19 protein-coding genes and 1 tRNA gene are annotated in these 24,544 nt (G+C 65.2%); 9 read left to right on the top strand and 11 right to left on the bottom strand.

Features of this window, described 5'->3' with window-relative positions; all coding sequences use genetic code 11:
• Window positions 1-70: 70 nt before the first annotated feature.
• Window positions 71-1,291 carry a UbiH/UbiF family hydroxylase gene (locus NUU27_RS14445; RefSeq protein ID WP_257762824.1) on the top strand — a complete coding sequence of 407 codons (1,221 nt, stop codon included), beginning with the start codon at window positions 71-73 and terminating at the stop codon, window positions 1,289-1,291.
• On the opposite strand, the gene NUU27_RS14440 is transcribed toward NUU27_RS14445, so the two are convergent.
• The gene (locus NUU27_RS14440; RefSeq protein WP_257762823.1) at window positions 1,254-2,216 is read right to left on the bottom strand and encodes an AEC family transporter; all 963 of its coding nucleotides are present in this window, start codon (window positions 2,214-2,216) and stop codon (window positions 1,254-1,256) included. The two genes, NUU27_RS14445 and NUU27_RS14440, sit on opposite strands and share 38 nt — an antisense overlap.
• Window positions 2,217-2,374: 158 nt before the next feature.
• Here NUU27_RS14440 and hspQ point away from each other — a divergent pair, with 158 nt between their 5' ends.
• Window positions 2,375-2,707: a heat shock protein HspQ gene (hspQ, locus tag NUU27_RS14435; RefSeq protein WP_257762822.1), complete on the top strand. Its 333-nt coding sequence runs from the start codon at window positions 2,375-2,377 to the stop codon at window positions 2,705-2,707.
• Window positions 2,708-2,779: 72 nt separating this feature from the next.
• Here the strand turns inward: hspQ and NUU27_RS14430 are convergent, their stop codons facing one another.
• Window positions 2,780-3,406 (bottom strand): invasion associated locus B family protein, encoded by a 627-nt coding sequence (locus NUU27_RS14430; RefSeq protein WP_257762821.1) that lies wholly within the window; start codon window positions 3,404-3,406, stop codon window positions 2,780-2,782.
• Window positions 3,407-3,665: 259 nt separating this feature from the next.
• Between NUU27_RS14430 and NUU27_RS14425 the strand changes: the two genes are divergently transcribed.
• Together NUU27_RS14425 and NUU27_RS14420 are read left to right on the top strand one after the other, a co-directional pair.
• Window positions 3,666-5,501: an extracellular solute-binding protein gene (locus tag NUU27_RS14425; protein ID WP_257762819.1), complete on the top strand. Its 1,836-nt coding sequence runs from the start codon at window positions 3,666-3,668 to the stop codon at window positions 5,499-5,501.
• Window positions 5,502-5,515: 14 nt separating this feature from the next.
• Window positions 5,516-6,199: a DsbA family oxidoreductase gene (locus NUU27_RS14420; protein WP_257762818.1), complete on the top strand. Its 684-nt coding sequence runs from the start codon at window positions 5,516-5,518 to the stop codon at window positions 6,197-6,199.
• Here the strand turns inward: NUU27_RS14420 and mfd are convergent, their stop codons facing one another.
• On the bottom strand, window positions 6,200-9,703 hold the full coding sequence (gene mfd / locus NUU27_RS14415; RefSeq protein ID WP_257762817.1) for a transcription-repair coupling factor: 3,504 nt from the start codon (window positions 9,701-9,703) through the stop codon (window positions 6,200-6,202).
• Window positions 9,704-9,716: 13 nt separating this feature from the next.
• Window positions 9,717-9,995, bottom strand: a complete 279-nt coding sequence (locus NUU27_RS14410; RefSeq protein WP_257762816.1) for a succinate dehydrogenase assembly factor 2 — start codon at window positions 9,993-9,995, stop codon at window positions 9,717-9,719.
• 106 nt (window positions 9,996-10,101) lie between these two features.
• On the opposite strand from NUU27_RS14410, the gene recG reads away from it, so the two are divergent.
• Window positions 10,102-12,210, top strand: coding sequence for an ATP-dependent DNA helicase RecG (recG, locus tag NUU27_RS14405; RefSeq protein WP_257762815.1), 2,109 nt, complete (start codon window positions 10,102-10,104; stop codon window positions 12,208-12,210).
• On the opposite strand, the gene NUU27_RS14400 is transcribed toward recG, so the two are convergent.
• From NUU27_RS14400 to NUU27_RS14385, 4 genes are all read right to left on the bottom strand, one after another.
• Window positions 12,162-12,866: a DUF502 domain-containing protein gene (locus NUU27_RS14400; protein WP_257762814.1), complete on the bottom strand. Its 705-nt coding sequence runs from the start codon at window positions 12,864-12,866 to the stop codon at window positions 12,162-12,164. The two genes, recG and NUU27_RS14400, sit on opposite strands and share 49 nt — an antisense overlap.
• Window positions 12,867-12,998: 132 nt before the next feature.
• Window positions 12,999-14,822 (bottom strand): glutamine--fructose-6-phosphate transaminase (isomerizing), encoded by a 1,824-nt coding sequence (glmS, locus tag NUU27_RS14395; protein ID WP_257762813.1) that lies wholly within the window; start codon window positions 14,820-14,822, stop codon window positions 12,999-13,001.
• Window positions 14,823-15,113: 291 nt separating this feature from the next.
• Window positions 15,114-16,469, bottom strand: a complete 1,356-nt coding sequence (gene glmU / locus NUU27_RS14390) for a bifunctional UDP-N-acetylglucosamine diphosphorylase/glucosamine-1-phosphate N-acetyltransferase GlmU (protein WP_257762812.1) — start codon at window positions 16,467-16,469, stop codon at window positions 15,114-15,116.
• Window positions 16,470-16,540: 71 nt separating this feature from the next.
• A complete protein-coding gene (locus NUU27_RS14385) occupies window positions 16,541-17,299 on the bottom strand; it encodes a cytochrome c biogenesis CcdA family protein (RefSeq protein ID WP_257762811.1) in 759 nt (252 codons plus the stop codon).
• Between the two features lie 285 nt (window positions 17,300-17,584).
• On the opposite strand from NUU27_RS14385, the gene NUU27_RS14380 reads away from it, so the two are divergent.
• Window positions 17,585-17,660 (top strand) — tRNA-Lys (locus tag NUU27_RS14380).
• Window positions 17,661-17,955: 295 nt separating this feature from the next.
• Here the strand turns inward: NUU27_RS14380 and NUU27_RS14375 are convergent.
• Window positions 17,956-18,291, bottom strand: coding sequence for a hypothetical protein (locus tag NUU27_RS14375; protein WP_257762810.1), 336 nt, complete (start codon window positions 18,289-18,291; stop codon window positions 17,956-17,958).
• A gap of 359 nt (window positions 18,292-18,650) precedes the next feature.
• On the opposite strand from NUU27_RS14375, the gene NUU27_RS14370 reads away from it, so the two are divergent.
• The 3 genes from NUU27_RS14370 (at window position 18,651) to NUU27_RS14360 (ending at window position 20,523) form a co-directional block, all read left to right on the top strand.
• The gene (locus tag NUU27_RS14370) at window positions 18,651-19,433 is read left to right on the top strand and encodes a hypothetical protein (protein ID WP_257762809.1); all 783 of its coding nucleotides are present in this window, start codon (window positions 18,651-18,653) and stop codon (window positions 19,431-19,433) included.
• A gap of 191 nt (window positions 19,434-19,624) precedes the next feature.
• Window positions 19,625-20,143, top strand: a complete 519-nt coding sequence (locus tag NUU27_RS14365) for a thermonuclease family protein (RefSeq protein WP_257762808.1) — start codon at window positions 19,625-19,627, stop codon at window positions 20,141-20,143.
• 140 nt (window positions 20,144-20,283) lie between these two features.
• A complete protein-coding gene (locus tag NUU27_RS14360; protein WP_374566920.1) occupies window positions 20,284-20,523 on the top strand; it encodes a hypothetical protein in 240 nt (79 codons plus the stop codon).
• Window positions 20,524-20,651: 128 nt separating this feature from the next.
• Here the strand turns inward: NUU27_RS14360 and NUU27_RS14355 are convergent, their stop codons facing one another.
• Window positions 20,652-22,709 (bottom strand): TonB-dependent siderophore receptor, encoded by a 2,058-nt coding sequence (locus NUU27_RS14355; protein WP_257762807.1) that lies wholly within the window; start codon window positions 22,707-22,709, stop codon window positions 20,652-20,654.
• 198 nt (window positions 22,710-22,907) lie between these two features.
• A complete protein-coding gene (gene glpK / locus NUU27_RS14350) occupies window positions 22,908-24,398 on the bottom strand; it encodes a glycerol kinase GlpK (RefSeq protein WP_257762806.1) in 1,491 nt (496 codons plus the stop codon).
• Window positions 24,399-24,544: the final 146 nt, after the last annotated feature.

The raw sequence follows: 24,544 nt of genomic DNA, 5'->3' as shown, positions 1-24,544 counted from the left end.
AGCCGCCCCATCATGACAAAGCAGCGACGGGACGATGCCACCCGACGCCACCATAGATGGACGGTTTGCGATGAGCGATAGCGATCACGAAATTCTCGTTGCCGGAACGGGGCCTGCCGGTCTCATCGCAGCGCTTGCCCTTGCGGCGCACGGGTATCGGGTGGTGCTGGCGGGGCCGGTGCCCAGCGGGCGCGACCGCCGCACGGTGGCGCTGATGCGGCCGTCGCTCGATTATCTGGAGCCGCTCGGCTTTCTCGACGGGCTGATGGGCGAGACGGCTCCGCTGCAGGCGATGCGCCTGGTGGACGCGACGGGGCGGCTGATCCGCAGTCCGACCGTGACCTTCCATGCCGGCGAGATCGGCCAGGACCATTTCGGGCTCAACATCCCCAATGCGAGGCTGACGGAGGAACTCGCCGGCGCCGTGCGGCGCAATCCGGCGATCACCTGGCGTGAAAGCCTGGTGGATTCCTGGGAATGCGGTGCCGACCGGGTGGTGGCGACGCTTGCAGATGGAGCCCGCGTTGAAGCGAAGCTCGCCGTCGCCGCCGACGGTCGCCAGTCGCCGGCGCGTCAGGCCGCCGGCATCTCGGCGAGAATCCGCGCCCTGCCCCAATCGGCCCTGGTGTTGAATTTCGCGCACACGCGCGAGCACGGTTTCGTGTCCACCGAGTTTCACACCGAGAGCGGCCCGTGCACCCAGGTTCCGCTGCCGGGCATGCGCTCCAGCCTCGTCTGGGTGGTGCGCCCGGAAGAAGCGGACGCGTTCGTCAAGCTCAACGATGCGGCTCTTTCGATCCGCGTCGAGGAAAGACTCCAATCCCTGCTCGGCCAGGTCACGGTCGAGCCAGGCCGGCAGATCTATCCGCTCAGCACGCTGATGCCCGATCGCTTCGGCCACAACCGCGTGGCGCTGATCGGCGAGGCGGCGCACGTCTTTCCGCCGATCTCGGCACAGGGGCTGAACCTTGGCGTGCGCGACGTGGAGGATCTCGTCGCCGTCGCCGACACGCATCGCGACGACCCGGGCAGTGCCGCCGCTTTGTCCCGCTACGACAGGCGGCGGCGGCCGGACATCCTGGCGCGCAGCAATTCGGTCAATCTCCTCAACGCATCGCTCCTGTCGGGGCTCCTTCCCGCGCAGATCGCGCGCAGTGCCGGCCTCGGCATCATCGGCGGGTTCGCGCCGCTGCGCGCCTTCTTCATGCGCGAGGGCATGCGGCCGGGCAGCGGCTTTTCCGCCCTTTTCTCGCTCAGGGGAAAAGATCGGCCGGCAGGATCCCATTGGTGATGGCATAGAGCAGCGCCGTCACCGTGCCGACGGACAGGACGGTGGTGATCAACACGCTGGCCGAGGCCCGCTCCATCCACACGCCATATTGCTGGCTGATGACGAAGACGTTGGTGGCCGTCGGCAGCGAAGCGAGGAGCACCGCCGAAAAGACCCAGCTGGGTGAGAAATTGCCGATCCAGCTCAAGATGACGTAGCAGAGAATGGGGTGCACGACGAGCTTCAGGAGCGCGATGGCGCCGAGCTCGCGCGGAACCCGCTTCAGCGGCCGCAGGGCGAGGCTGACGCCCATGGCGAACAGCGCGCAGGGCGCGGCGGCAGACGCCAGATAGGCCAGCAGCCGCTCGACCGGCAGCGGCGGCGTCAGATGCAGGGCAGCCGCCACCACCCCGGCGGCGGTGGCCACGATGAAGGGGTGGAGCACGATCTTGCGCACCACCTCCAGCGCCAGCTTGCCCGGGCTCTCCCGCTCGCCGCCGGAGATCGCCATCATCATCGGCGCGACCGCGAAATGGATCATGTTCTCGAAGCAGAAGATGAGGGCCACCGGAACGGCGGCCTCCTCGCCGAAGGCGAGCAGCGCCAGGCCCGGCCCCATATAGCCGATGTTGCCATAGGCAGCGGACAGACCCTTGATCGTGCTTTCGGCGATGGTGCTGCGGCTGATCGCGATGGAGGCCGCGAACATGATCGTGAAGACGATGTAGGTAGAGGCGACGGCCCCGAGGATGTAGCTCCACTCGGTGAGGCGCTCGATCGGCGTCTTGGCGAGAAGCTGGAAAAACAGCGCCGGCAGCGCCACATAGATGACGAAGGTGTTCATCCAGCCGAGCGCCTCGACCGGCTGCGGTTTCAACCGGGCCACGGCATAGCCGATGAAGATCAGGCCGAAGAACGGCAGCACCAATCCGGCGACTTGCGACATCGTCCACCCCTCATTTGGGCAACCCGTCTGCGCGTCGCCGCGTAAGCCGCTCTACCCTTCTGCGTGCCTTCGGCTAGCTTGCCGAAAGGTTGTGCGTCAAGCCGGCGGGATTGAATTGTTGAAACGGCTGCGCCACATAGGGGGCAGAGGTGCAAAATATGCCAAATATCGGAACCGCAAAATTCCACATCGGTCAGGTCGTCCGCCACCGGCTGTTCGCTTTTCGCGGTGTCATTTTCGACGTCGACCCGGAATTCAACAACACCGAGGAGTGGTACCAGGCGATCCCGGCCGAGGTGCGCCCGCGCAAGGACCAGCCCTTCTACCACCTGCTCGCCGAGAACGAGGAGACGGAATACGTCGCCTATGTGTCGGAGCAGAACCTCCTGGCCGACGAGTCGGGAGAACCGGTGCGCCATCCGCAGCTCGCCGAATTCTTCGTCGAGACGCCCGACGGACACTACACGCCGCGCGAGCGCCTGCATCATTGACGCAAGATACGACAATCCGAAACGAAAACAGGGCCTTGCGGCCCTGTCTTTAATCTACGGGAAAAGCCGGGGTCACTCGCCCTGCTTGGCCTTCTCCTGCGCCTGGCGCAGCTTCTCGGTGAACTCCTGGTTGTTCTTGTTCACGAACTCCTGAAGCTTCTTCTGGCGGTCCTCGATGTCGGACTGCGGCAGCGGATCGCCGTCATAAGCGGCGGTGAAGCCCGAGAGCGGCATCTTGATCGGGTTGGGCTGGTTCTGGAAGTTGACCGAGGTCAGCGTCAGCTCGGAGCCCTTCTTGAAGGAGGCGATGAGCTGGTCCGTCAGCGGCGCCTCGGCGATGCAGCGATCCGGCAGGCAGATCGCGTAATCGATCTTCTGCGTCTGGCCGCCGTCGATCTGCATGCCGACGCCGGGAGGCACCATGCGGCCGGTCGGAACGGTGATCTGGAACACCTTGCGGTTGACCTTGCCCTTCACCTCGATGAGGCTGACGCCGGTGATCATCTGGCCGTTCTCGGCGATCAGGACGTTCTGCACGTTGCAGATATCGACGTCCTCCTGCTTGGTGCAGGCCTTGAACCAGCCCTGAGGCGGCTGTTGCGATTGCGCGGCGGCGATGCCGACTCCGCTTGCTGCCACACACGCGGCGCCGGCGACGGCGAACAGAGTGCGGATTGCTTTCGCGTTCAGGCTTTTCATATGGCTCAGTTCCTCTAAATGCACAGCGCCAGAAAACTATCGTCAGCGTCACCTGTTGGCCAAATGAGGCGACAGCATGACCTTCGCGGGCGTGTTACACCGGCGCGGCGGGCAAATCCAGTCCGGCGGGCCATTTCGCTGGACTTTGTGGCAGGGTGCGGCAAACTTCACACGGTCGCCGCCAATCGGCCCGTTTTGCTGTGTTAGGCTCTGCCGCGAATCATCGTTTTTCCATGCTTTTCCGGTAAAGGTGCATTTCATGGTCCTCTCCAGGCTGCTCTCGCGGATTGCACTCCCGGCGGTCCTTCTCGCCACCGGTGGAGCGCTTGCGGCCGACGAAAAGCCGATGCATGGCATCGCCATGCACGGCGAGCCGGCATTGCCGGCCGATTTCATGCACTTTCCCTACGTCAATCCCGACGCACCGAAAGGCGGTGCAGTCACCTATTGCGTGGTCGGGACCTTCGACAACCTCAATCCCTTCATCCTGAAGAGCATGCGCACCACGGCGCGCGGCGTGGTCGACACGATTTTCGGCAATCTCGTTTTCGAGCCGCTGATGACACGCAGCGCCGACGAGCCCTTCTCGCTGTACGGCCTCATCGCCGAGAGCGTCGTGATGGACGAGGAACGCAGCTATGCCGAGTTCAACCTCAATCCCGACGCCAGATGGTCCGACGGCGAGCCGGTGACGCCTGAAGACGTGATCTTCACCTACGAAGCCTATACGCAAAAGGGACGGCCGCCCTATTCGAGCCGGATGGCCAAGATCGAGAAGATCGAGAAGACCGGCGAGCACAGCGTCCGGTTCACCTTCAACGACCAGGCCGACCGCGAGTTTCCGCTGATCGTCGCGCTGACGCCGATCGTGCCCAGGCACGCCTTTGCCATGGATACTTTCGACCAGACGACGCTGAAGCCCGTCATCGGCAGCGGTGCCTACCGCATCGCCAAGGTGGATCCCGGCACGCGCATCGTCTTCGAGCGCAACAAGGACTACTGGGGCGAGGACGTGCCCTCGAAGCGCGGCTACGACAATTTCGACAGGATCACCATCGAGTATTTCCTCAACGTCAACTCGCTCGTCGAAGCGTTCAAGAAGGGCATCTGCTCGGTCTATTCCGAATCCGATCCGGTGCGCCGCCAGCGCGGCATCGACTTTCCCGCCGCGCGCAACGGCGACGTGCTCGCCGAAACCTTCGTCAATGGCGTGCCGCCGGCGGTCAGCGGCTTCTTCTTCAACACGAGGCGCGAGAAATTTGCTGATCCGCGCGTGCGCCGGGCGCTCTCGAAGCTTTACGATTTCGGCTGGATCAACACGAACATCCTCAAGGGCGAGTACGAGCGCACGCTGAGCTACTGGCAGGGATCGTACCTGTCGGCGCTCGGCCGGCCGGCAAGCGCCGAGGAGCGCACGCTGCTGGCCCCCTATGCCGACCGCGTGACGCTGGACGTCATGGACGGCACCTATGGCAAGGACGAAGCCTCGGGCGCCGAGGTTGGGCGCGAGCAGATGCGCGCCGCGTTCGACATGCTGAAGGAAGCCGGCTACAGGCTCGAAGGCAGGCAACTCGTCGACGCTGACGGCAGGCCCCTCACCTTCGAGATCCTGGTCACCTCGGACGAAGGCGCGCGGCTTGCCGCCGTCTACCAGCGGGCGCTCGGCAAGATCGGCGTCGAGGTGTCGATCCGGCTTCTCGACGATTCCCAGGCCCAGCAGCGCAAGCAGACCTACGATTTCGACGTGATCATCGCCGCCGCCGGTTTCTCCGGCTCGCTGTCGCCGGGCATAGAGCAGATCACCCGCTGGGGTTCCGAAGCGGCCAGGACCGAGGGAACCTTCAATCTTTCCGGGGCCGCCGATCCGGCCATCGACGCCATGATCGAGGCGATGCTCGGCGCGCGCGACCTGGAGGACTACACCGCCGCCGTACGCGCCCTCGACCGTCTTTTGATGTCCGGCGCCTATGTGGTGCCGATGCAGCACAACAATGACGAGTGGGTGGCCTACTGGAGCTATCTCGACCATCCGCAAACGACGCCGCTCTACGGCTATAAGCTGCAGACATGGTGGCGCAAGCCGGATACGAATTGAGGCCGGAGCGAACGATGACAGACCTCCTCCCCGTGACCATCGATATCGTCTCGGACGTCGTCTGCCCCTGGTGCTATGTCGGCCGGGCAAGGCTGAAGAAGGCGCTCGACACGGTGTCCGAGATTCCCGTCGAGCTGCGCTGGCGGCCTTTCCAGCTCGACCCGACACTGCCGCCGGCCGGCAAGGACAGGCGCGCCTATCTGATCGACAAATTCGGCAGCGAAGACCGCATCAGCCAGATGCACCAGCAGATCAGCGTCGTCGGACAAGCCGTTGGTATCGCTTTTGATTTCGATGCCATAAAGACGTCGCCGAACACGCTCGACGCGCATCGCATCATCCGCTGGGCGGCGAATGCCGGCCCGGGCGTGCAGGACCGGCTCGTCGGCCGGCTGTTCGCGCTCTATTTCGAGGAAGGCGCCGATCTCGGCGACCGGGCGGTGCTGATCGGGGCGGCGCGCGACGCCGGCATGGATGCGGCACTGGCCGAGACCTTGCTGGCGACGGAGGCCGATCGGGCGGAGGTGCAGGAGGAGATCGCCACCGCCCAGCGGATGGGCGTCACCGGGGTGCCCTGCTTCCTCCTCGAGGGCCGCTATGCGGTGATGGGAGCGCAGGAGCCCGCCACACTCGCCGACGCCATCGCCAAGGTGGCCGAAGCCAAGGCCAACGGCACGCTCGACGCGCCGCAAGCCTGATCAGGCCGCCTTCTTCTCCACCAGCCGCACGAGCTGCGTCATGATGACGGCAGCGCCGGCCAGCCGCTTCTCGGGCGTCGGCCAGTCACGGATGAAGACGATGCTCTGGTCGGCGCGGATCTTGGCGAGCGAGCCCTGCTCGCCGATGAACCGCACCAATGCAACCGGATCGGCGAATTGCTGGCCGCGGAAATGCACCACGGCGCCTTTCGGCCCGGCGTCGAGCTTTTCGACGTTGGCCCGACGGCAGAGCGCCTTGATGAAGACGATCTTCAGAAGATGCTCGACCTCCTGCGGCAGTGAGCCGAAACGGTCGATGAGCTCGGCGCCGAAGGCGTCGATCTCTTCCGGCGTCTCCAGTTCGGCAAGCCGGCGGTAAAGGCCGAGGCGCAGCTGCAGATCGGGAACGAAGCTTTCGGGGATCATGACCGCCGTGCCGACCGTGATCTGCGGCGACCAGCCGGTGTCGGCCGCCTCGTCGACGCCCTTCAATTCGGCGACCGCCTCCTCCAGCATCTGCTGGTAGAGCTCGTAGCCGACCTCCTTGATGTGGCCGGACTGCTCCTCGCCGAGGAGGTTGCCGGCGCCGCGTATGTCGAGGTCGTGGCTGGCAAGCTGGAATCCGGCGCCCAACGTGTCGAGCGACTGCAGCACCTTCAGGCGTCGCTCCGCGGTCGTCGTCAGCGTCTTGTTGGGCGGCAGGGTGAAGAGCGCGTAGGCGCGGACCTTGGAACGCCCGACGCGGCCGCGCAGCTGGTAGAGCTGGGCAAGGCCGAACATGTCCGAGCGGTGCACGATCAGCGTGTTGGCGGTCGGGATGTCGAGACCGGATTCGACGATGGTCGTCGACAGGAGGACATCGTACTGGCCGTCATAGAAGGCATTCATGATGTCGTCGAGCTCGCCCGGCGGCAATTGTCCGTGGGCGGTCGCAACCTTCAGCTCCGGCACCTGCTCGGCCAGGAATTCCTTGATGTCGGCAAGATCGGAGACGCGCGGCACCACATAGAAGCTCTGGCCGCCGCGATAGCGCTCGCGCAGCAGCGTTTCGCGGATGACCAGCGGGTCGAGCGGCGAGATGAAGCTGCGCACCGCCATGCGGTCGACCGGCGCCGTGGTGATCAGCGACAGCTCGCGCACACCCGTCAGCGCCAGTTGCAGGGTGCGTGGAATGGGCGTTGCCGAAAGGGTCAGGACATGGACGTCGGACTTCAGATCCTTCAGGCGCTCCTTGTGCTTGACGCCGAAGTGCTGCTCCTCGTCGATGATGAGAAGGCCGAGATTCTTGAAGTGGATGGAGTTGCCGAGCAGCGCATGGGTGCCGACGACGATGTCGACCGAGCCGTCGGCGATCCCCTTCTTGGTCTCGGAAAGCTCCTTTGCACCGACCAGGCGCGAAGCCTGGCGGACGGTCAGCGGCAGGCCGGCGAAACGGTCGCGGAAGGTCTTGAAGTGCTGGCGGGCGAGCAGCGTCGTCGGCACGACGACGGCGACCTGGAACCCTTCCATCGCCGCCACGAAGGCCGCTCTCAAGGCCACCTCGGTCTTGCCGAAACCGACATCGCCGCAGATCAGCCGGTCCATCGGCCGGCCCGATCCCAGATCTTCGATCACCGCGTCGATGGCGTTCTGCTGGTCGTCGGTCTCCTCATAGGGAAAGCGTGCGGCGAACTCGCCGTAAAGACCGTCGGGCGGCGCAAGCTTGACGGCCGGGCGCATCTCCCGTTCGGCCGCGATGCGGATCAGATGACCCGCCATCTCCAGGAGCTTCTTCTTGAGCCGGGCCTTGCGCGACTGCCAGGCGACGCCGCCGAGCTTGTCGAGCATCGTGTCGGGGCCGTCGGAGCCGTAACGCGAAAGAAGCTCGATGTTCTCGACCGGGAGGAACAGGCGGTCTTCGCCCGCATAGCGCAGTTCCAGGCAATCATGCGGCGCGCCGGCAGCCTCGATGGTCCTGAGGCCAATGAAGCGGCCGATGCCGTGGTCGGCGTGGACGACGATGTCGCCGGCCGACAGCGCCGAGACCTCGGCGATGAAGTCCGAGGCCTTCTTGCGCTTCTTGGCGCGCCGCACGAGGCGGTCGCCCAGAATGTCCTGCTCGCTGATGACGGCAAGGCCGCGCGTCTGGAAGCCTGTTTCCAGGGGGAGGATGCCGACGCCTGCCTGCTCGCCGGGCAGCTTCTCGAGCTCGGCCAGCGTCTCGACGCGGGCCACATTGCCGAGATTGTGCTCGGCCAGGATCTGCGACAGGCGCTCGGCCGAGCCTTCGCTCCAGCCGGCGATCAGGACGCGCCTGCCCTGCGTCCGCAGCGCACCGATGTGCCTGACCGCATGGTCGAAGACATTGGCTTTCGGATCGGCCCGTTCCTCGGCGAAGTTGCGGCCGGCCTCGGCTCCCGCGTGATAGACACGCGTGGTGCTGGTTTCCGGGGTCGCGAAGGGCGTGAACCGGAGCACGCGGCGCCCGGCGACCGAAGCGCTCACCTCGTCCGCATCGAGGTAGAGCGTCCTCGGCTCGACCGGCTTGTAGGGCACGGCGCCGCCAAGGTCGGCGCCGGCCATCTGCTGGCGGCGCGCCTCATAATGGTCGACGATCAGCGCGTGGCGCTCGCCGAGCGCCTCCTCGGCCAGATGATCGAAGACGACCGGGGCCTGCGGCAGGTAGTCGAGAACGCTGTCCAGCCGGTCGTAGAACAGCGGCAGCCAATGCTCCATGCCCGCGAAGCGCCGGCCTTCGCTGACGGCGGCATAAAGCGCATCGTCCCGCGAGGGCGCGCCGAACGTCTCGATATAGCTGCGGCGGAAGCGGCTGATCGCCTCCGGCGTCAGCGTCACTTCGCTCATCGCCTGCAGCGCCACTTCGCTGCGCTGGCCGGTGGTGCGCTGGGTGGCCACGTCGAACGCGCGGACCGATTCCAGCGTGTCGCCGAAGAAGTCGAGACGCAGCGCCTCGGTCCAGCCCGGCGCAAAGAGATCGAGGATGCCGCCGCGCACGGCATATTCACCGACGTCGCGCACGGTCGAGACGCGCTCGAAGCCGCTCGTCTCCAGCCGCTCGGCGAGCAGCTTCATGTCGACCTGGTTGCCGGGCCTTGCCAGGAAGCCCTGCGCGCCGATCTGGTCCGCCGGCGGCATGCGCTGGAGAAGCGCATTGGCGCTGACGAGAATGACGGCGCGGTGCGGCCGCCTCTGGAGATCGATCATCGCCGTCATGGCGGCGAGCCGGCGTGCCGCCGCGTCGCTGCCGGGCGACACGCGGTCGTAGGGCAGGCAATCCCATGCCGGCAGGTCGAGCACGGGCAGGCCCGGATCGGCAAAACGCAACCCCTCGGCGATCGCCGGAAGCCGCTGCCCGTCGCGCAGGACGAAGATAACCGGGCCGTCAGGGGCGATCTCGCGCGCGGCGGCAGCCAGCGCGAAGGCCTCGAAGCCGTCGGCGACGCCGTCGACCGTGAGGGCGCCATCGCCGTCGCGGGGAAGTTTGATGGGATCGATCAGGCTCATCGCGTCTACTGCCTCAGGCGCTCCGCGAGGAAAGGATGCGCGCAAAGAGCGGTGTGTCGTAAGCGGCCGGCAGCGGCGCCTCGCCCGTCACCCATTTGTAGAGTTCCGTATCGGGAACCTCCAGAATGGTTTCGTATTCGGCAAGCTCCGCCTCGCTCAGAACGTCGATCTGCGCGTCTGCAAACTCGCCCAGCACCAGGTCCATCTCGCGCGTGCCGCGGCGCCAGGATCGCACCAGGGCGCGCCGGCGGCGCGGATCGAGGTCGTGGCTGGAGCGGGTGGTGCCTGTCATGGGTGTGGCCTTCGCGCGTGCGGATGATGTCGACGGCGCGGATATAGCGTGTGCACGACCGTCTGTCAGCCTTGCGTCATGCAATTGAGGCTTTAATCATGACGGAATGCGCCCATCGCTCCTCGATCCGCTCTTTGCTCCCGTGACGACGCTCGACGGCGTCGGGGCGAAGCTTGCCGATCTTCTGTCGAACATCGTGCCGGGCGACGGCACGGGGCGCGAGCTGCGCGTCGGCGACCTGCTGTTCGTCCTGCCGCACTCGCTCGTCGACCGGCGCAACCGGCCGGGCATCGCCAACGCGCCGGAAGGCGCCATCGTGACGCTGGAGCTGACGGTCTCCCGCCACCATCCCTCGCCGCCCGGCCGCAAGAGTGCCCCTTACCGGGTCTTCGCCTTCGACGACACTGGCGAGATCGCGCTCACCTTCTTCCACGCCCGCGCGCAATGGCTCGAAAAGGTGTTGCCGGAGGGCGAAAAGGTCCTGGTGAGTGGCCGCATGGAGTGGTTCAACGGCCGCCCCTCCATGGTGCATCCCGATTTCATCGTGCCGGCGGCGGAAGCGGACACCCTGCCGACGCTGGAGCCGGTCTATCCGTTGACGGCAGGACTTTCGGCGAAGGTGCTGCGCCGGGCGATCGGCCAGGCGCTCGAGCGGTTGCCGGACCTGCCCGAATGGCAGGACCCGGCTTTCCTCGCCCGCAACCGCATGCCAGGCTTCGGGGCGGCGCTGCGGCGGCTGCACGCGCCGCAGGAACCGGACGATTCGACCCCCGAAAGCCAGTTCTGGCGGCGGGTCGCCTATGACGAGTTCCTGGCGGGGCAGCTTTCCCTGGCACTCGTCAGGGCAAGGGTGAAACGGCTTTCCGGCCGGCCGTTGACGGGCGACGGCCATCTGGAGGCCAAGATCAGGGCGGCGCTTCCCTATGCCCTCACCGGCAGCCAGGAGGAAGCGGTGCGCGACATTCATGCCGATCTCGGCCAGCCCGAGCGCATGGTGCGGCTGCTGCAGGGAGACGTCGGAGCCGGCAAAACGGTCGTCGCGCTTCTTGCCATGGCGCGCGCCGCCGAGGCGGGCGCGCAATCGGCCCTGATGGCGCCGACGGAGATCCTTGCCCGCCAGCATTTTGCGACGATCCGCCCGCTGGCCGAGGCGGCCGGCCTGACGGCCGCCGTGCTGACCGGCCGCGAGAAGGGCAAGGAGCGCCAGAACACGCTGGACGCGATCGCTTCCGGCGCGGTGGATTTCGTCATCGGCACGCATGCGCTGTTCCAGGAGAGCGTCAGCTTCCACGACCTGGCGCTGGCCGTGATCGACGAGCAGCACCGTTTCGGTGTGCATCAGCGGCTGGCTATCACCGCCAAGGGCAACGCGCCGGATATGCTGGTGATGACGGCGACGCCCATTCCACGCACCCTGGTGCTGTCGGCCTTCGGCGACATGGACGTGTCGCGGCTGACGGAAAAGCCGGCCGGCCGCCAGCCCATCCGCACGGTGACCCTGCCGATGGAACGGCTCGGCGAGCTGGTGGAGCGCATCCGCAAGGCGCTCGCCGAGGGCCAGAAGGCCTATTGGATCTGTCCGCTGGTCGAGGAGTCCGAGGAGGTGCCGCTCACCTCGGCGGAAGACCGTTTTGCGGCGCTGCAGAAGATTTTCGGCAGTGCCGTCGGGCTCGTCCATGGACGCATGAAGGCGGCGGAGAAGGACGAGGCGATGCGCGCCTTCAAGGCCGGCGAGACGCGTATTCTCGTCGGCACGACGGTGGTGGAGGTCGGCGTCGACGTGTCCGACGCGACGATCATCGTCATCGAGCATGCCGAGCGTTTCGGCCTGGCGCAACTGCACCAGCTGCGCGGCCGCGTCGGGCGCGGCGCGCTCGCCTCCTCCTGCGTGTTGCTCTACAAGGGGCCGCTCGGCCAGACGGCGATCCGCCGCCTGGAGGTGATGCGCGAGACCGAGGACGGCTTCGTGATCGCCGAAGAGGATCTGAAGCTGCGCGGCGAAGGCGACCTTTTGGGCACCAAGCAATCGGGCACGCCCGGGTTCCGTGTCGCCCGCATCGAAAGCCACACCGACCTCCTGCAGGCGGCGCGCGACGATGCGCGGCTCATCCTGTCGCAGGATTCGGACCTCGAGACGCCGCGCGGCGAGGCGCTGCGCCTGCTGCTCTATCTGTTCGGGCGCGACGAAGCCGTGCGGCTGCTGCGGGCGGGCTGAGCGCCTTCGGCGAGTGCGGCCTCGGCGAGCGCCTTGGTTCTTTCATGGTATTCGGGCGCCACGAGACCGGCCGAGATAACGAGCTTGGCACCCTCCTCCACGGTCATCTTGAGCTCGATGACGTCCTCCTTCGGAACGAAGAGAAGATAGCCCGAGGTGGGGTTGGGCGTCGTCGGCAGGAAGACGGCGATGGTCTCGCCTGCATCGCTCTTGATCTCCGCCTGCACCTCGCCGCGCGTTTCGGTGGCGATGAAGACCAGCGCCCACAGGCCTTTGCGCGGATACTCCACCAGGCCGACCTTCTTGAACGTGTCGGAGCGCTCGGAGAGGACCGTCTCGATGATCTGTTTCAGGCCGCGATAGACGCTGCGCACCAGCGGCATGCGGCCGAGAATGTTCTCGCCCACCGAGACGATCGTCCTGCCGATGATGTTCGCCGTCAGGAATCCGATCAGGGTAATGACGATGAGGGCGACGATCAGGCCGAAGCCCGGCACGGGGAACGGCAGATAGGTGTCCGGATTGTAGCGGGCGGGGATATAGGGTTTCACCCAGGAATCGACCCAGCCGATCATCGACCAGGCCAGATAGGCGGTGATGGCAAGCGGCGCGGTGACGATGAAGCCCGTGAGAAAGTAATTGCGCAGGCGGGTCATGATGCGGATACGGGCCTCGGAGTGGTGGGGAAACAAGAACTGCCCGGCGGAGACTAATCCACCAGGCTGAAGATTTGAATAGCAATTCGGGCCGGTTTGCGGCGATGCCGCCGGCCCTCGCTCCCCTGGCCTCTACTCCACGGTCACCGACTTCGCCAGGTTGCGCGGCTGGTCGACATCCGTGCCCATGATGACGGCCGTGTGATAGGCGAGCATCTGCACCGGCAGGGCATAGACGATCGGCGCCACGAATTCCGGCACGTCCGGCATGACGATCGTCTCGAGCGTCTTGACGGTCGCCTTCTCCGCCCCCTGGCGATCGGTGATCAGGATGATCCTGCCGCCGCGCGCGGCCACTTCCTGCATGTTGGAGACGGTCTTCTCGAATATGCGGTCGTGCGGCGCGATGACGATGACCGGCATCTGTTCGTCGATCAGGGCGATCGGCCCGTGCTTCAGTTCGCCGGCCGCATAGCCCTCGGCATGGATGTAGGAGATTTCCTTCAGCTTCAGGGCGCCCTCCAGCGCCAGCGGATAGCTGGTGTCGCGGCCGAGATAGAGGACGTGGCGCACATGCGAAAGCTCGCGGGCGACGGTCTCGATCCGCTCGCTGAGCTTGAGCGCCTGGGCGGCATAGCGCGGCGCCTCGGAAAGCTGGCGCACCAGCTCCTGCTCCCGCTCGGCCGAAAGGACGCCGCGCGCCTTGGCCGCCTTCAGCGCCAGGGCGGCAAGCACCGAAAGCTGGCAGGTGAAGGCCTTTGTCGAGGCAACGCCGATCTCCGGGCCGGCAAGCGTCGGAAAGACGCCGTCGCTCTCACGGGCGATGGTCGATTCGCGCACATTGACGATGGCCGAGATCGGCACGCCCTCGCCCCGGCAATAGCGCAACGATGCGAGCGTGTCGGCGGTCTCGCCCGATTGCGAGATGAACAGCGCGGCGCTCGCCTTCGGCAGTGGCATCTCGCGGTAGCGGAACTCCGAGGCGATGTCGATGTCGACGGGCAGCCGCGCATAGCGCTCCAGCCAGTATTTGCCGACGAGGCCCGCCAGATAGGCGGTGCCGCAGGCCGAGATCGCCAGGCGCTCTATCGCGGCGAAATCGAACGGCAGGTCGAAACCGCCAACGCGACCGGCGGCGAAGTCCAGGTAATTGGCCAGCGTGTGCGAGATCACCTCCGGCTGCTCATGGATCTCCTTTTCCATGAAATGGCGGTGATTGCCCTTGTCGACCAGGAAGCTGGTGCCCACGGATTGCTGGCGCATGCGCGAGACGGGCTTTGCATCCATGTCGAAGATCTGCATGCCTTCGCGCCGCACCACCACCCAATCCCCATCCTCCAGATAGGTGATGGAATCGGTGAAGGGCGCCAGCGCGATGGCGTCGGAGCCCAGATACATCTCCCCCTCGCCGTGGCCGACGGCGAGCGGCGGGCCGTTGCGGGCGCCGACGATGAGATCCTCGTCGCCGCGGAACATGATGGCGAGCGCGAAGGCACCGCGCAGGCGCTGCAGCGACCGGTAAGCGGCCTCCTGCGGCGAGGCGCCGCCGCGCAGTTCGCGGGCGATCAGATGGGCAACCACCTCCGTATCGGTCTGCGAGGTGAAGACGAACCCCACGCTGGAAAGCTCGTCGCGCAATTCCGCGAAATTCTCGATGATGCCGTTGTGGACGATGGCGACGTCGTCGGCGAAATGCGGATGCGCATTGGTCTCATTGGGCACGCCATGGGTCGCCCAGCGCGTGTGGCCGATGCCGATCAGGCCGCCGAGCGGCTCTTCGGCGAGCCGCTTCTCGAGGTTGACCAGCTTGCCCTCGGCGCGCCGCCGCGCGAGCGCGCCATGCTCGATGGTAGCGACGCCGGCCGAATCATAGCCGCGATACTCCAGGCGTTTCAGCGCATCGACGATCAGCGGAGCTACGGGCGTGTGCCCCACAATGCCAACGATTCCACACATATGGCTGCCCTAGCCTCCCACCCGTTTGCCCAAACCCGAACTCGTACGCACGTTTAGAACGGTTCATCGTTTCATGGAAACGTTGCCCCATTCCATCTCATTCTTCTTCCGCATTTATGCGGTCGTCAGGTGATTCCACCTGACTGCAAAATGCTCTAGAACGCCGCCGAGGCGGTTGAAAATCAACAAGTCTATCAATCCGTATCAGCGTCCGGTCGCGAACGATGACGCCCCTGCAGGCTAGCGGAACGGCGTTGAGGTTCCGTTACGAGAACCGCCTGCGACATAGGATCATGCTTTTTTCGCCTTCAACGCCGCCAACCGGTCGCGCAGGCGCTTTCCGAGCCCCTCGCGGGTCGACTGGCGGGCCCGCCCGAAGGCCAGGGCGTCGGCCGGCACCGGCTCGGTGATGACGCTGCCCGATGCGATGTAGGCGCCGGCGCCGATGGTGAGCGGGGCGACCAGCGAGGAATTGGTGCCGATGAAAGCCTCTTCGCCGATGTCGGTGAAATGCTTGGAGAAACCGTCATAGTTGCAGGTGATGGTGCCGGCGCCGAGATTGGCCCTGGCGCCGACCCGCGCGTCGCCGACATAGGAAAGATGCGGGATCTTGGCGCCCGGCTCGACCCGCGCCTTCTTCACCTCGACGAAATTGCCGATCTTGGCGCCCTGCATGATCTCGGCGCCGGGGCGCAGGCGGGCGAAGGGGCCGACGGAGACACCGTCGGCGACCTGCGCCTCCTCGATGTGGCAGGCGGTGCGAATGGTGACGTTCCCGCCGATCTTCACGCCGGGGCCGAAGAAGACGTTCGGCTCGAGCAGCGTGTCGCGGCCGATCACCGTGTCGTGGGAGAAGAACACCGTCTCCGGGGCGATCATCGTCACGCCGTCGAGCATCGCCGCGCGGCGCCGTCGCTGCTGCCAGATCGCTTCGGCGGCGGCAAGTTCGGCGCGGTTGTTGATGCCGAGGGCGCTCTCGAAATCGGCCTCGACGGCACGCACGGCAAGGCCGCGCCCGGCGGCGATGCCGACGATGTCGGTCAGGTAGTACTCGCCCTTGGCGTTGTCGTTGCCGACCGCGTCGAGCAGGGCCAGGGCGTGGGCACCGCAGATGGCCATCGCGCCGCCATTGCAGAAGGTGATGCGGCGCTCTTCCGGCGAGCAGTCCTTTTCCTCGCGGATGGCGACGAGGGCGCCGTCGCTTTCGATCAGGCGGCCGTAGCCGGTCGGCTCGTCGGTGCGAAAGCCCATCACCACCACGTCGGCCCCGGCGGCGAGCTCGCTGCGCATCTCGCTCAGCGCGGCGGGCGCGATGAGCGGCGTGTCGCCGAAGGTGACGAGGATGTCGTCATAGCCGCGGGCGATCGCCGCGCGGGCGGCCAGCACCGCATGGCCGGTGCCGAGCCGTTCAGCCTGGACGAAGCAATCGATGCCCGGGGCGACGTGTGAGGCCGCCTTGCGCACCGCTTCCGCGCCATGCCCTATGACGAGCGCCTTGTCGCCGCCGCCGGCCTCGTCCAGCGCCCGCACCACATGGGCGAGCATTTCCAGCCCAGCGATTTTATGCAGCACCTTCGGAACGTCGCTCTTCATGCGCGTTCCCTCGCCGGCGGCCAGGATGACGGAAAGGCAGCTTCGTTCGCTCATGGATGGTGGCCCGTTGCGGTTCAGAATCGGCCTTGTTTAGCATTCCGCCGGGTTTCGACCAATGCGTGCGATCATCCGAGCCGGCCGAGCGCCGGAAACGTCTCCAGAAGCCAGAAGGCCATGGACTGCATGCCGCCGGTCAGGAACAGGATGCCGGCGAGGACGAGCAGCGCGCCCATCACCTTCTCGACGCGGCCGAGATGCATGCGAAAGCGCGACAGGAAGCGCATGAAGCTGGCGGAAAAAAGCGCGGCGACGAGAAACGGAATGCCGAGCCCGAGCGAATAGATGGCCAGCAGCAGGGCGCCCTCTCCCACGGTCTCGCGGCCGCCGGCGAGCGTCAGGATCGGTCCGAGCACGGGGCCGATGCAGGGTGTCCAGCCGAAGGCGAAGGCCAGACCCATGACGTAGGCGCCGAGCTTGGTGGCGGGCCTGCCGCCGGCCTGGAAGCGCGCCTCGCGCGACAGCAGCGGGATGCGCAGGGCGCCGAGGAAATTGAGTCCCATCAGGATGATCACCACGCCGGCGGCGATCGCCAGTTCCTGCTGCCAGGCGCGCAGCACCGCGCCGATGGTCGAGGCACCGGCGCCCAGGAGGACGAAGACCGTGGTGAAGCCGAGCACGAAGGCGAGCGAGGCGCTGAACAGGGCAAGACGGGTCGCGCCCGCCGCGGCGGATTCGGCCTGGCGCGCGGGCCGGCCCTGAAATTCCTCGACCGATACGCCCGCCATATAGCACAGGTACGGCGGAACGAGCGGCAGCACGCAGGGCGAGAGAAACGACAGCGCCCCTGCTCCCACCGCGCTCAGGTAACCGACATCAACCGCCATGCTTCGACTGCCACGTTTCAACCGCCATATTCAACTTTCCGCGCCGCTTCATGCCGGCGACGCGGTCCGCTTGCCGACGCAAACGGAGCCGCCTTCGTATAAGCGTATGATTTCGCCTGCGCCAATCACCTTTGCGTGGCAAACCGTCGCGACGCCGGACCGGGTGAAAGAAGGGGCCGGACGGCGCTGCAAAAAGTGGGACAGGACAGGCTTTTTTGCGGTTGACCGCCGATGACCGCCTCACTATGTTCCGCCGCAATTTCGAGGGTTGAACAAACCCTTCGGGAGCGCGTAGCTCAGTTGGTAGAGCAACTGACTTTTAATCAGTAGGTCCAGGGTTCGAGCCCCTGCGCGCTCACCAGAAAAGCCCCTGAACATCAAGACTTTCAGCGGAATGGGCGGAAGCTCCCGGATGCTTCATGTGCGTGGGGGTAACGCATCGGGTAGGGAAGCGCTTGCGATTCCCCTTCCCTCGATCGCACGTCGGATCGAAGCGCACGCCGCCGAACTCACCCGTGAAGGCCTTGTGCTCGGTCGGCGAGCAGGCGCCGCGAAGGCTCTATCGCGAGCACAAGGACGAGGGCGAGCGGCCGATGGACAACCGCTCCTGGAACAAGAAGATCCCGCTGGCCGAAGCCGGCGGGGAGATGGAACGATCACTGTGCCTGGGAGATCTCGCACGGCCTCGCTGCGGCGCTACAGCGCCAGGTGCCATGCTTCTTTTTGCAGTGATAGTGCTTTCCCTCGGCGACGGGCCAGTAGTTGTACTTGCCTCCGTATTTCTGCCGAGCATCAAAGCTCCACTTTCGCCGGGCCCTCTTTTCCGCCTTGCTCTTTTTGACGGCGATCCCAGCACGACCGACGATGCCGGTCTTGCAGCCACTGTGCATCGATCGGCCCGGGCTATGCGCTTCAGCTGAATTGAACGTGATGGGCGTTGTCGCAAGACCACCCGCAGCGATGGCGGCAGCGACGATGAGATACTTGATCATGGCGCAGCTCCTTTTCTTCCTGCACCAGTCTGTCGTGCAACCGGAGGAAAAGGTTCACAGGCTCAACGCAAAGCCCCGGCCGGAGCCGACGGGGCATGATCTTGTTTAAGTGCCGGAGGCAACCGTCCGCGGTGAGACCCTGATCAGCTTTCGAGCCGTTGGCCGCGACGCCGCCCCTTGCTAATTCCTCAAAAATAGATGCTCATTGAAAATAAATGCACATTGACAAATGCGGGAATAGAATCGGGAATTGTGCTCAGGCGACAGTCATTTCGACATACGAAAGCTGTTAATACTGGCAGGTCTTTCATCGGCATCGCCTCACGAGGCGCTTACGGCACAGGAGAGGACTGAGACTGATGGCGAAAGTTTCCACGAAGACGGCTGCTAAGGCCGAGACCCCGTTGTTCACTCCTGCGCCGGGGGCGAAGGCCCAGGCGACCCGCTCACGGATCATTGCGCTCGTGCTCTGGGCGGCGGCGATCGTTCTCGAACTCATCGCGATCTTCTGGGTGATGCGGCCGTCATTCGACGAGCTCGCCGCCAGCCAGGGCTTCCCGCAGTGGCGCTGGTACACGCTGCTCGGTTTCATCGCGGTGATCGGCGTTCTCGCGGTTGTCGGCTCGCTGCTCTGGAAAAAGGCCAATCATCTAGACCCGGCGTCGCGCAAGGAGCCGGTGAAGTTCTTCATCCAGAACCAGCTTGGCGCCTTCATCGCGCTTTTGGCATTCCTGCCGCTGATCGTCATGATCTTTCTCAACAAGGACATGGACGCCAAGCAGAAGAACATTGCCGGCGCCGCCGCTGTCATCGTCGCGATCGCGGCGACCGTGCTCGGTATCGACTTCAAGCCGCTGTCACAAGAACAGGCAGCCGTGGAATCGCAGGTCGTCACGCATCTTGTCGGCCAGGATCTTGTCTGGTGGACCGCCGGCGGCAAGGTGGTGCACCTGTGCCAGGGCGCTTCGGACATCCAGAACGCCACGACGGCGGTCGCCAGCGGCCCCATCGCCGACGCATTCGCCAAGGGCAAGGAAGGCATCACGCTCCTGCTCGACCGGGAACTCAACCAGTGCGGTCTTCCTGTTCCTGCAAACCTTGCAGAGATCGAGCAATGGGTGCGCACAGCGCGGGGGCTGTAGCGTTCGCCCATCGAGTCCTCCGGGGTTCGAGCCCCGGCGCGCTCAGGATTCAAATAAAATGGATGGCACAGGAAGGATTCCGTGCCGCGGACATTGCTCGATATGCCGCCTTCGAACATCAACCATTTGAATGAATAGACTCATATTTCCCCTCGTGTTGCAGTTCCTCTCAGGCGATTTGGGAGGGGCATATGGGTTTGTTGCGGATATTCATCCGGCTTTTCACGACAAGCGATCAAAAGCCGGATTACTTGAGTTGGCAGGAGATCGCGGCTGATTACGTCGAGAGGGCGAAGCAGAATCCGCATCTGGTTACGGTGATCAGGGGACGCTGCTGGGTGATCGACGGCGATACCGTCGTGATCAACAGGGTCAGAATTCGGCTGGCAGGCATTGACGCGCCAGAGTTGGATCACCCATGGGGCAGGAAGTCAAAATGGGCGTTGGCCGAATTGTGCAAAGGTCAGATCGTCACCGCACAGATCAAGCCCGAGCTTTCCTATGATCGCGTGGTTGCGGAATGTTTCCTGCCGGACAGGCGCGATCTGGCTGCGGAACTGGTCCGGCGCGGGCTGGCGCTCGACTGGCCGAAATTCTCGGGTGGGAAATATCGGCATCTGGAACCACCGGATGCGCGACGCAAGCTGTGGTGCGCGGATGCGCGGCAGAATGGGCGGTGGCCCCTCAACGCTTCATCCGGGTGGTCATAACGCTTGTCTCCTTCCCCATGATCTAGCACGCCGTAGCCCCCGAGGCTGGCCAATGGTGCTGGGCGGGGCTTGGGTGTAAACTCATGCTCCTGCCGTCGTTCCCGCGTGTTGTGTCAACAAGCGGCAGAGAGGAGGAAATCATGAAACGTCTTGCTGTTCTTGCCATCCTCGTGTCTTTCGCACCGGCGAGCGCCTTCGCCAATGCGTGCCCCGCCCATATGGCCGAGATCGACCAGGCCATGGCCTCGGCTTCCCTTTCCGAGGAGGACATGGCGAAGGTCAGGGAGCTGCGCGCCCTGGGTGAAGAGCAACACAATGCCGGCGACCATGCCGCTTCCATGGCAACGCTCGGCGAAGCCAAGGCGCTTCTCGGGCTCTGAGCGATCCTGCCGGCCATCGCCGGTTTTTCATGACGGCGCCGGGCGCCCTGTCGGACGCGCGGCGCCGTAAGCGGCTGCTGGTCTGCCCCAAACAGATGGCACCCATCTGTCAGGATCGCGCCACCGGGTCAGAAGCGGTAGCGCAGACTGCCGAAGATCGACCGCCCCTCGTCGAGATAGCAGTTGCCGGCCGTGCAGACCGCTTTGCGTTCGTCGAGGAGGTTCTTGGCGTTGACCTGCAGCTTGAGGCCGTCGAACTGCGGATTGGCGGCGCCGAAATCGTAGGAGAGCGAGGCGTCGAGGAAGAACCGCTCGTCGTTCTCGAACGAGTTCTGGTCGTCGCCATAGCTCTTTCCGACATAGCGAAGGCCGGCCCCCAGGCCGAGGCCGGCAAGCGGCCCGTCCTGAACGTCGTAGTGCCCCCACAGCGAGACGATGTGGTTGGGCGTCGCCGACAATTCGTTGCCGACCGTTCCGGCCGCGCCCTCCTCGATCTTCATGCGCATATAGGTGTAGGAGGCGATGAGCCCGAACCCGTTGTCGAAGGAGGCGTTCGCCTCGAGCTCGATGCCGCGCGCGTTGAGGTCGAGCTGGCGCTGGCGCTGGTTGCCGGCCTCGTCGAACGTGCCGTCATAGACGACGCCATCCCGCTGGTCGATGTTGAAATAGGCGGCGCTCAGAACGGCGTTGTAGTCCGGGATCTCGTATTTGACGCCGACCTCAACCTGCTCGGCCTTGGTCGGGCGGGCGACGCGCTTCTCGTTGGTGACGCCGTCATAGACGAAGCCGAGATTGGGCGAGAACGAGGTCGAGTAGTTCGCATAGGGGATCAGCCCCCATTCGGTGCGGTAGGAGACGGCGATGCGGCCGGAGAAGGCGCTGTCGCTCTGGTCCGTCTCGACGAAACGATAGTCCGTGCTGTGGCTGTCGACCCAGTCCTGCCGGCCGCTGGCGAAGAACGTCCAGTTGTTCCAGGTCATCTGGTCGTGGAGATAGAGCCCGTACTGATTCATGGTCTGGCCGCCGGCGAAATAGAACGGCGCTGCGGCGATGTCGCCGACGGAGATGAGCGAGGAGGCGGACTGCGCCTCGTATTCCGACCAGCTGTAATCGAACCCGGCGACGGCCACATGCTGCACCGGTCCGGTGTCGAAGGTGAGCTGCGCCATGTTGTCGACCACGGCGTTCTTCGCCTTTTCTTTGTAGTGGCCCCAGGAACGGTCGGGTGGCTCGGGGTAATAGCCGCTGTATTTCAGGTCGGCGTCGACCGCGTGAAAGCGGACGTTCTGGCGAACCGTCAGAAAATCGTTGAAGCGATGCTCGAACTCGTAGCCGATGCGCCCCTGCTTCTGCACGAAGTCGTTCCAGGCGGGGTCGCCGGCATAAAGATCCGAAACCTTGCCGTATGAATCGTTGTGGTACCAGGCGGTGCTCCCGGTGACCGATCTGGAATACTCGCCGAGGATGGTCAAACTGGTGTCCTCGTCGGGCTTCAGCGTTAATGCCGGCGCAAAATAGGCCCTGTCGTCGAGATAGCCGGGCAACTCCGTGTCGGCCAGCCGGCCAAGTCCGGTGAAACGGTAGAGAATGGTGCCGGCCTCGTTTGCCGGTCCCGACAGGTCGAAGGCGGCCTGATGGCGATCGTGGTTGCCGAACAGGAGCTCGACCTCGCGGAACGGTTCATCCTTCGGGCGCTTGGTGACCACGTTGACGATGCCGCCCGGGCCGCCAACGCCGTAGAGCGAGGAAGCCGGGCCCTTGAGGATCGTCAGCCCCTCAATGCCGTAGGGCTCGGTCCGCAACCAGGCGGAAGGACCGTTGTATTGCCGCAGGCCATCACGGAACATGCCGGTGTAGTAGGTCGGGAAGCCGCGCAGATAGAAGGAATCGTAGCGGCTATCGAAGCCGAAATTGTTGGGGTTGGCGCCTGCCGTGTAACCCAGCGCCTCGTTGAGCGTGCGCGGCTTCTGATCCTCGATCTGGTCCTGCGTGACCACCGAAATCGCCTGCGGAATCTCGACGATCGGCGTGTCGACCTTGGTGCCGATGCGCCCCTCCTGGGCAACATAGCCGTCCTGCACGAGCGTGTCGTCGCTCTCGGCTTCGACCGTCAGGCGCTCGAGCTGGGTGCTCTCCTGGGCGGACGCAACCGATAAGCCGAACGGCAGGGCTGCGGTGGCGAGCAAGACCGCGCGAGCCGCCCTCTTCCTGGAACGATAAGACACTTTGAACCTCTGCGACCACTGGGTTGAACGTTACCCGGTGGCTTGCCATGAGGCTGGCTTCCAAGCGCTGCACGCCTAACTATCTGGATCATAACAGTCAAGTTAAAGGACGTTGATTGCCGCCTTCCCCCAGGCCGCAAGTCTTTCTGCAGCGTGGCATCATCGCGTCAGCGTGCGGCGCACGGCGTCCTGCCAGCCCTGCAGCTTGGCGCGGCGCGTCGCCTCGTCCATCTGCGGCTCGAACCGGCGGTCAAGGGACCAGCTCCCGGCGAACTGCTTCGCATCCGGCCACACGCCGGCGCGCGAACCGGCGAGCCAGGCCGCGCCCAGAGCCGTGGTCTCCAGAACGGTCGGCCGATCGACCGGGGCGTCGAGCATGTCGGCCACGCACTGCATGGTCCAATCGCTCGCCACCATGCCGCCATCGACGCGCAGCACCGTGCTGTCGGTGCCGCCCCTCCAGTCCCTGCGCATCGCGTGCAGAAGGTCGTGGGTCTGGTAGGCGACCGATTCCAGCGTCGCCCGGGCGAATTCGGCCGGCCCCGAATTGCGGGTCAGCCCGTAGATCGCGCCGCGGGCCTCCGCGTCCCAATGGGGGGCGCCGAGGCCGACGAAGGCCGGCACCAGGTAAAGATGCTGCGTCGGGTCGGCCTTTTCGGCGAGCGCGCCGGAATCGGCTGCCTTGCCGATCACCTTGAGGCCGTCGCGCAGCCATTGTACCGCGGCGCCGGCGACGAAGATCGAACCTTCGAGGGCGTAGGTGGTCCTGCCGTCGAGCCGGTAGGCGATGGTGGTGAGCAAGCGGTTCTTCGAGCGCACCAGCGTGTTGCCGGTGTTGAGCACGGCAAAGCAGCCCGTGCCGTAGGTGGCCTTCAGCATGCCGGGCTCGAAGCAGGCCTGGCCGATGACCGCCGCCTGCTGATCGCCGGCCACGCCGAGGATCGGGATTTCGGCGCCGAACAGTTTCTTCAAGGTCGTGCCGAAGTCGTCGGCGCTGTCCTTGACGGCCGGCAGCATGTTTTTCGGGACGTCGAGAATGTCCAGAAGCTCGTCGTCCCAGACGTTCTTCTCGATGTTGTAGAGCAGCGTGCGCGAGGCGTTGGTGGCGTCGGTGACATGGGTGGCGCCGCCGGTCAGCCGCCAGATGAGGAAACTGTCGATGGTGCCGGCCAGGAGCTCGCCTTTCGCTGCCCGCTTGCGCGCGCCCTTCACGTGATCGAGGATCCAGGCGAGCTTGGTGCCGGAGAAATACGGGTCGAGAAGAAGGCCGGTCTTCTTCGAGAAGGTCCTTTCGAGCCCCCTCTCCTTCAGCTTCTCGCACAGCGGTGCAGTGCGCCGGTCCTGCCAGACGATGGCGTTGTGGATCGGCCTGCCGGTATCGCGTTCCCACACCACGACGGTCTCGCGCTGGTTGGTGATGCCGATGGCGGCGATGTCGCTTCCCTTCAGCTTCGCCTTTCGCAGGGCGGTACGGACGGTGGTGACGACGCTCTTCCAGATGTCCTCGGGATCATGCTCGACCCAGCCGGAATCCGGATAATGCTGGGGAAACTCCTTCTGGCCGGTGGCGACGGCCCGCATCCTGCCGTCGAAGACGATCGCCCGGCTCGACGTCGTGCCCTGGTCTATCGCCAGTATGTGGCGGCTCATGCTCCCTCCCGGTAAGTGCCTTCTCCGTTATCGGCGCGACCGCCCCTCATCCGCCTGCCGGCACCTTCTCCCCGCAAGCGGGGAGAAGGAAGGATGGCCGCAACCTCCAAGCCCCCCTCTCCCCGCTGGCGGGGAGAGGGTAAGGG

This window comes from Nitratireductor sp. ZSWI3 (assembly GCF_024655565.1).
GTDB lineage: Bacteria > Pseudomonadota > Alphaproteobacteria > Rhizobiales > Rhizobiaceae > Nitratireductor.
Note: the sequence above shows the minus strand (reverse complement) of the source record. Positions and strands in the feature narration are given on the sequence as shown.

Excerpts from the sequence above, each read along its gene's own strand:
- NUU27_RS14425 (WP_257762819.1), top strand. The coding sequence starts at position 3,666 with ATGGTCCTCTCCAGGCTGCTCTCGCGGATTGCACTCCCGGCGGTCCTT.
- glmS (WP_257762813.1), bottom strand. The coding sequence starts at position 14,822 with ATGTGTGGAATCGTTGGCATTGTGGGGCACACGCCCGTAGCTCCGCTG.
- NUU27_RS14400 (WP_257762814.1), bottom strand. The coding sequence starts at position 12,866 with ATGACCCGCCTGCGCAATTACTTTCTCACGGGCTTCATCGTCACCGCG.
- NUU27_RS14410 (WP_257762816.1), bottom strand. The coding sequence starts at position 9,995 with ATGACAGGCACCACCCGCTCCAGCCACGACCTCGATCCGCGCCGCCGG.
- NUU27_RS14445 (WP_257762824.1), top strand. The coding sequence starts at position 71 with ATGAGCGATAGCGATCACGAAATTCTCGTTGCCGGAACGGGGCCTGCC.
- NUU27_RS14370 (WP_257762809.1), top strand. The coding sequence starts at position 18,651 with ATGGCGAAAGTTTCCACGAAGACGGCTGCTAAGGCCGAGACCCCGTTG.
- hspQ (WP_257762822.1), top strand. The coding sequence starts at position 2,375 with ATGCCAAATATCGGAACCGCAAAATTCCACATCGGTCAGGTCGTCCGC.
- NUU27_RS14365 (WP_257762808.1), top strand. The coding sequence starts at position 19,625 with ATGGGTTTGTTGCGGATATTCATCCGGCTTTTCACGACAAGCGATCAA.
- glmU (WP_257762812.1), bottom strand. The coding sequence starts at position 16,469 with ATGAGCGAACGAAGCTGCCTTTCCGTCATCCTGGCCGCCGGCGAGGGA.
- glpK (WP_257762806.1), bottom strand. The coding sequence starts at position 24,398 with ATGAGCCGCCACATACTGGCGATAGACCAGGGCACGACGTCGAGCCGG.
- NUU27_RS14385 (WP_257762811.1), bottom strand. The coding sequence starts at position 17,299 with ATGGCGGTTGATGTCGGTTACCTGAGCGCGGTGGGAGCAGGGGCGCTG.
- recG (WP_257762815.1), top strand. The coding sequence starts at position 10,102 with ATGCGCCCATCGCTCCTCGATCCGCTCTTTGCTCCCGTGACGACGCTC.
- mfd (WP_257762817.1), bottom strand. The coding sequence starts at position 9,703 with ATGAGCCTGATCGATCCCATCAAACTTCCCCGCGACGGCGATGGCGCC.
- NUU27_RS14375 (WP_257762810.1), bottom strand. The coding sequence starts at position 18,291 with ATGATCAAGTATCTCATCGTCGCTGCCGCCATCGCTGCGGGTGGTCTT.
- NUU27_RS14420 (WP_257762818.1), top strand. The coding sequence starts at position 5,516 with ATGACAGACCTCCTCCCCGTGACCATCGATATCGTCTCGGACGTCGTC.
- NUU27_RS14360 (WP_374566920.1), top strand. The coding sequence starts at position 20,284 with ATGAAACGTCTTGCTGTTCTTGCCATCCTCGTGTCTTTCGCACCGGCG.
- NUU27_RS14430 (WP_257762821.1), bottom strand. The coding sequence starts at position 3,406 with ATGAAAAGCCTGAACGCGAAAGCAATCCGCACTCTGTTCGCCGTCGCC.
- NUU27_RS14440 (WP_257762823.1), bottom strand. The coding sequence starts at position 2,216 with ATGTCGCAAGTCGCCGGATTGGTGCTGCCGTTCTTCGGCCTGATCTTC.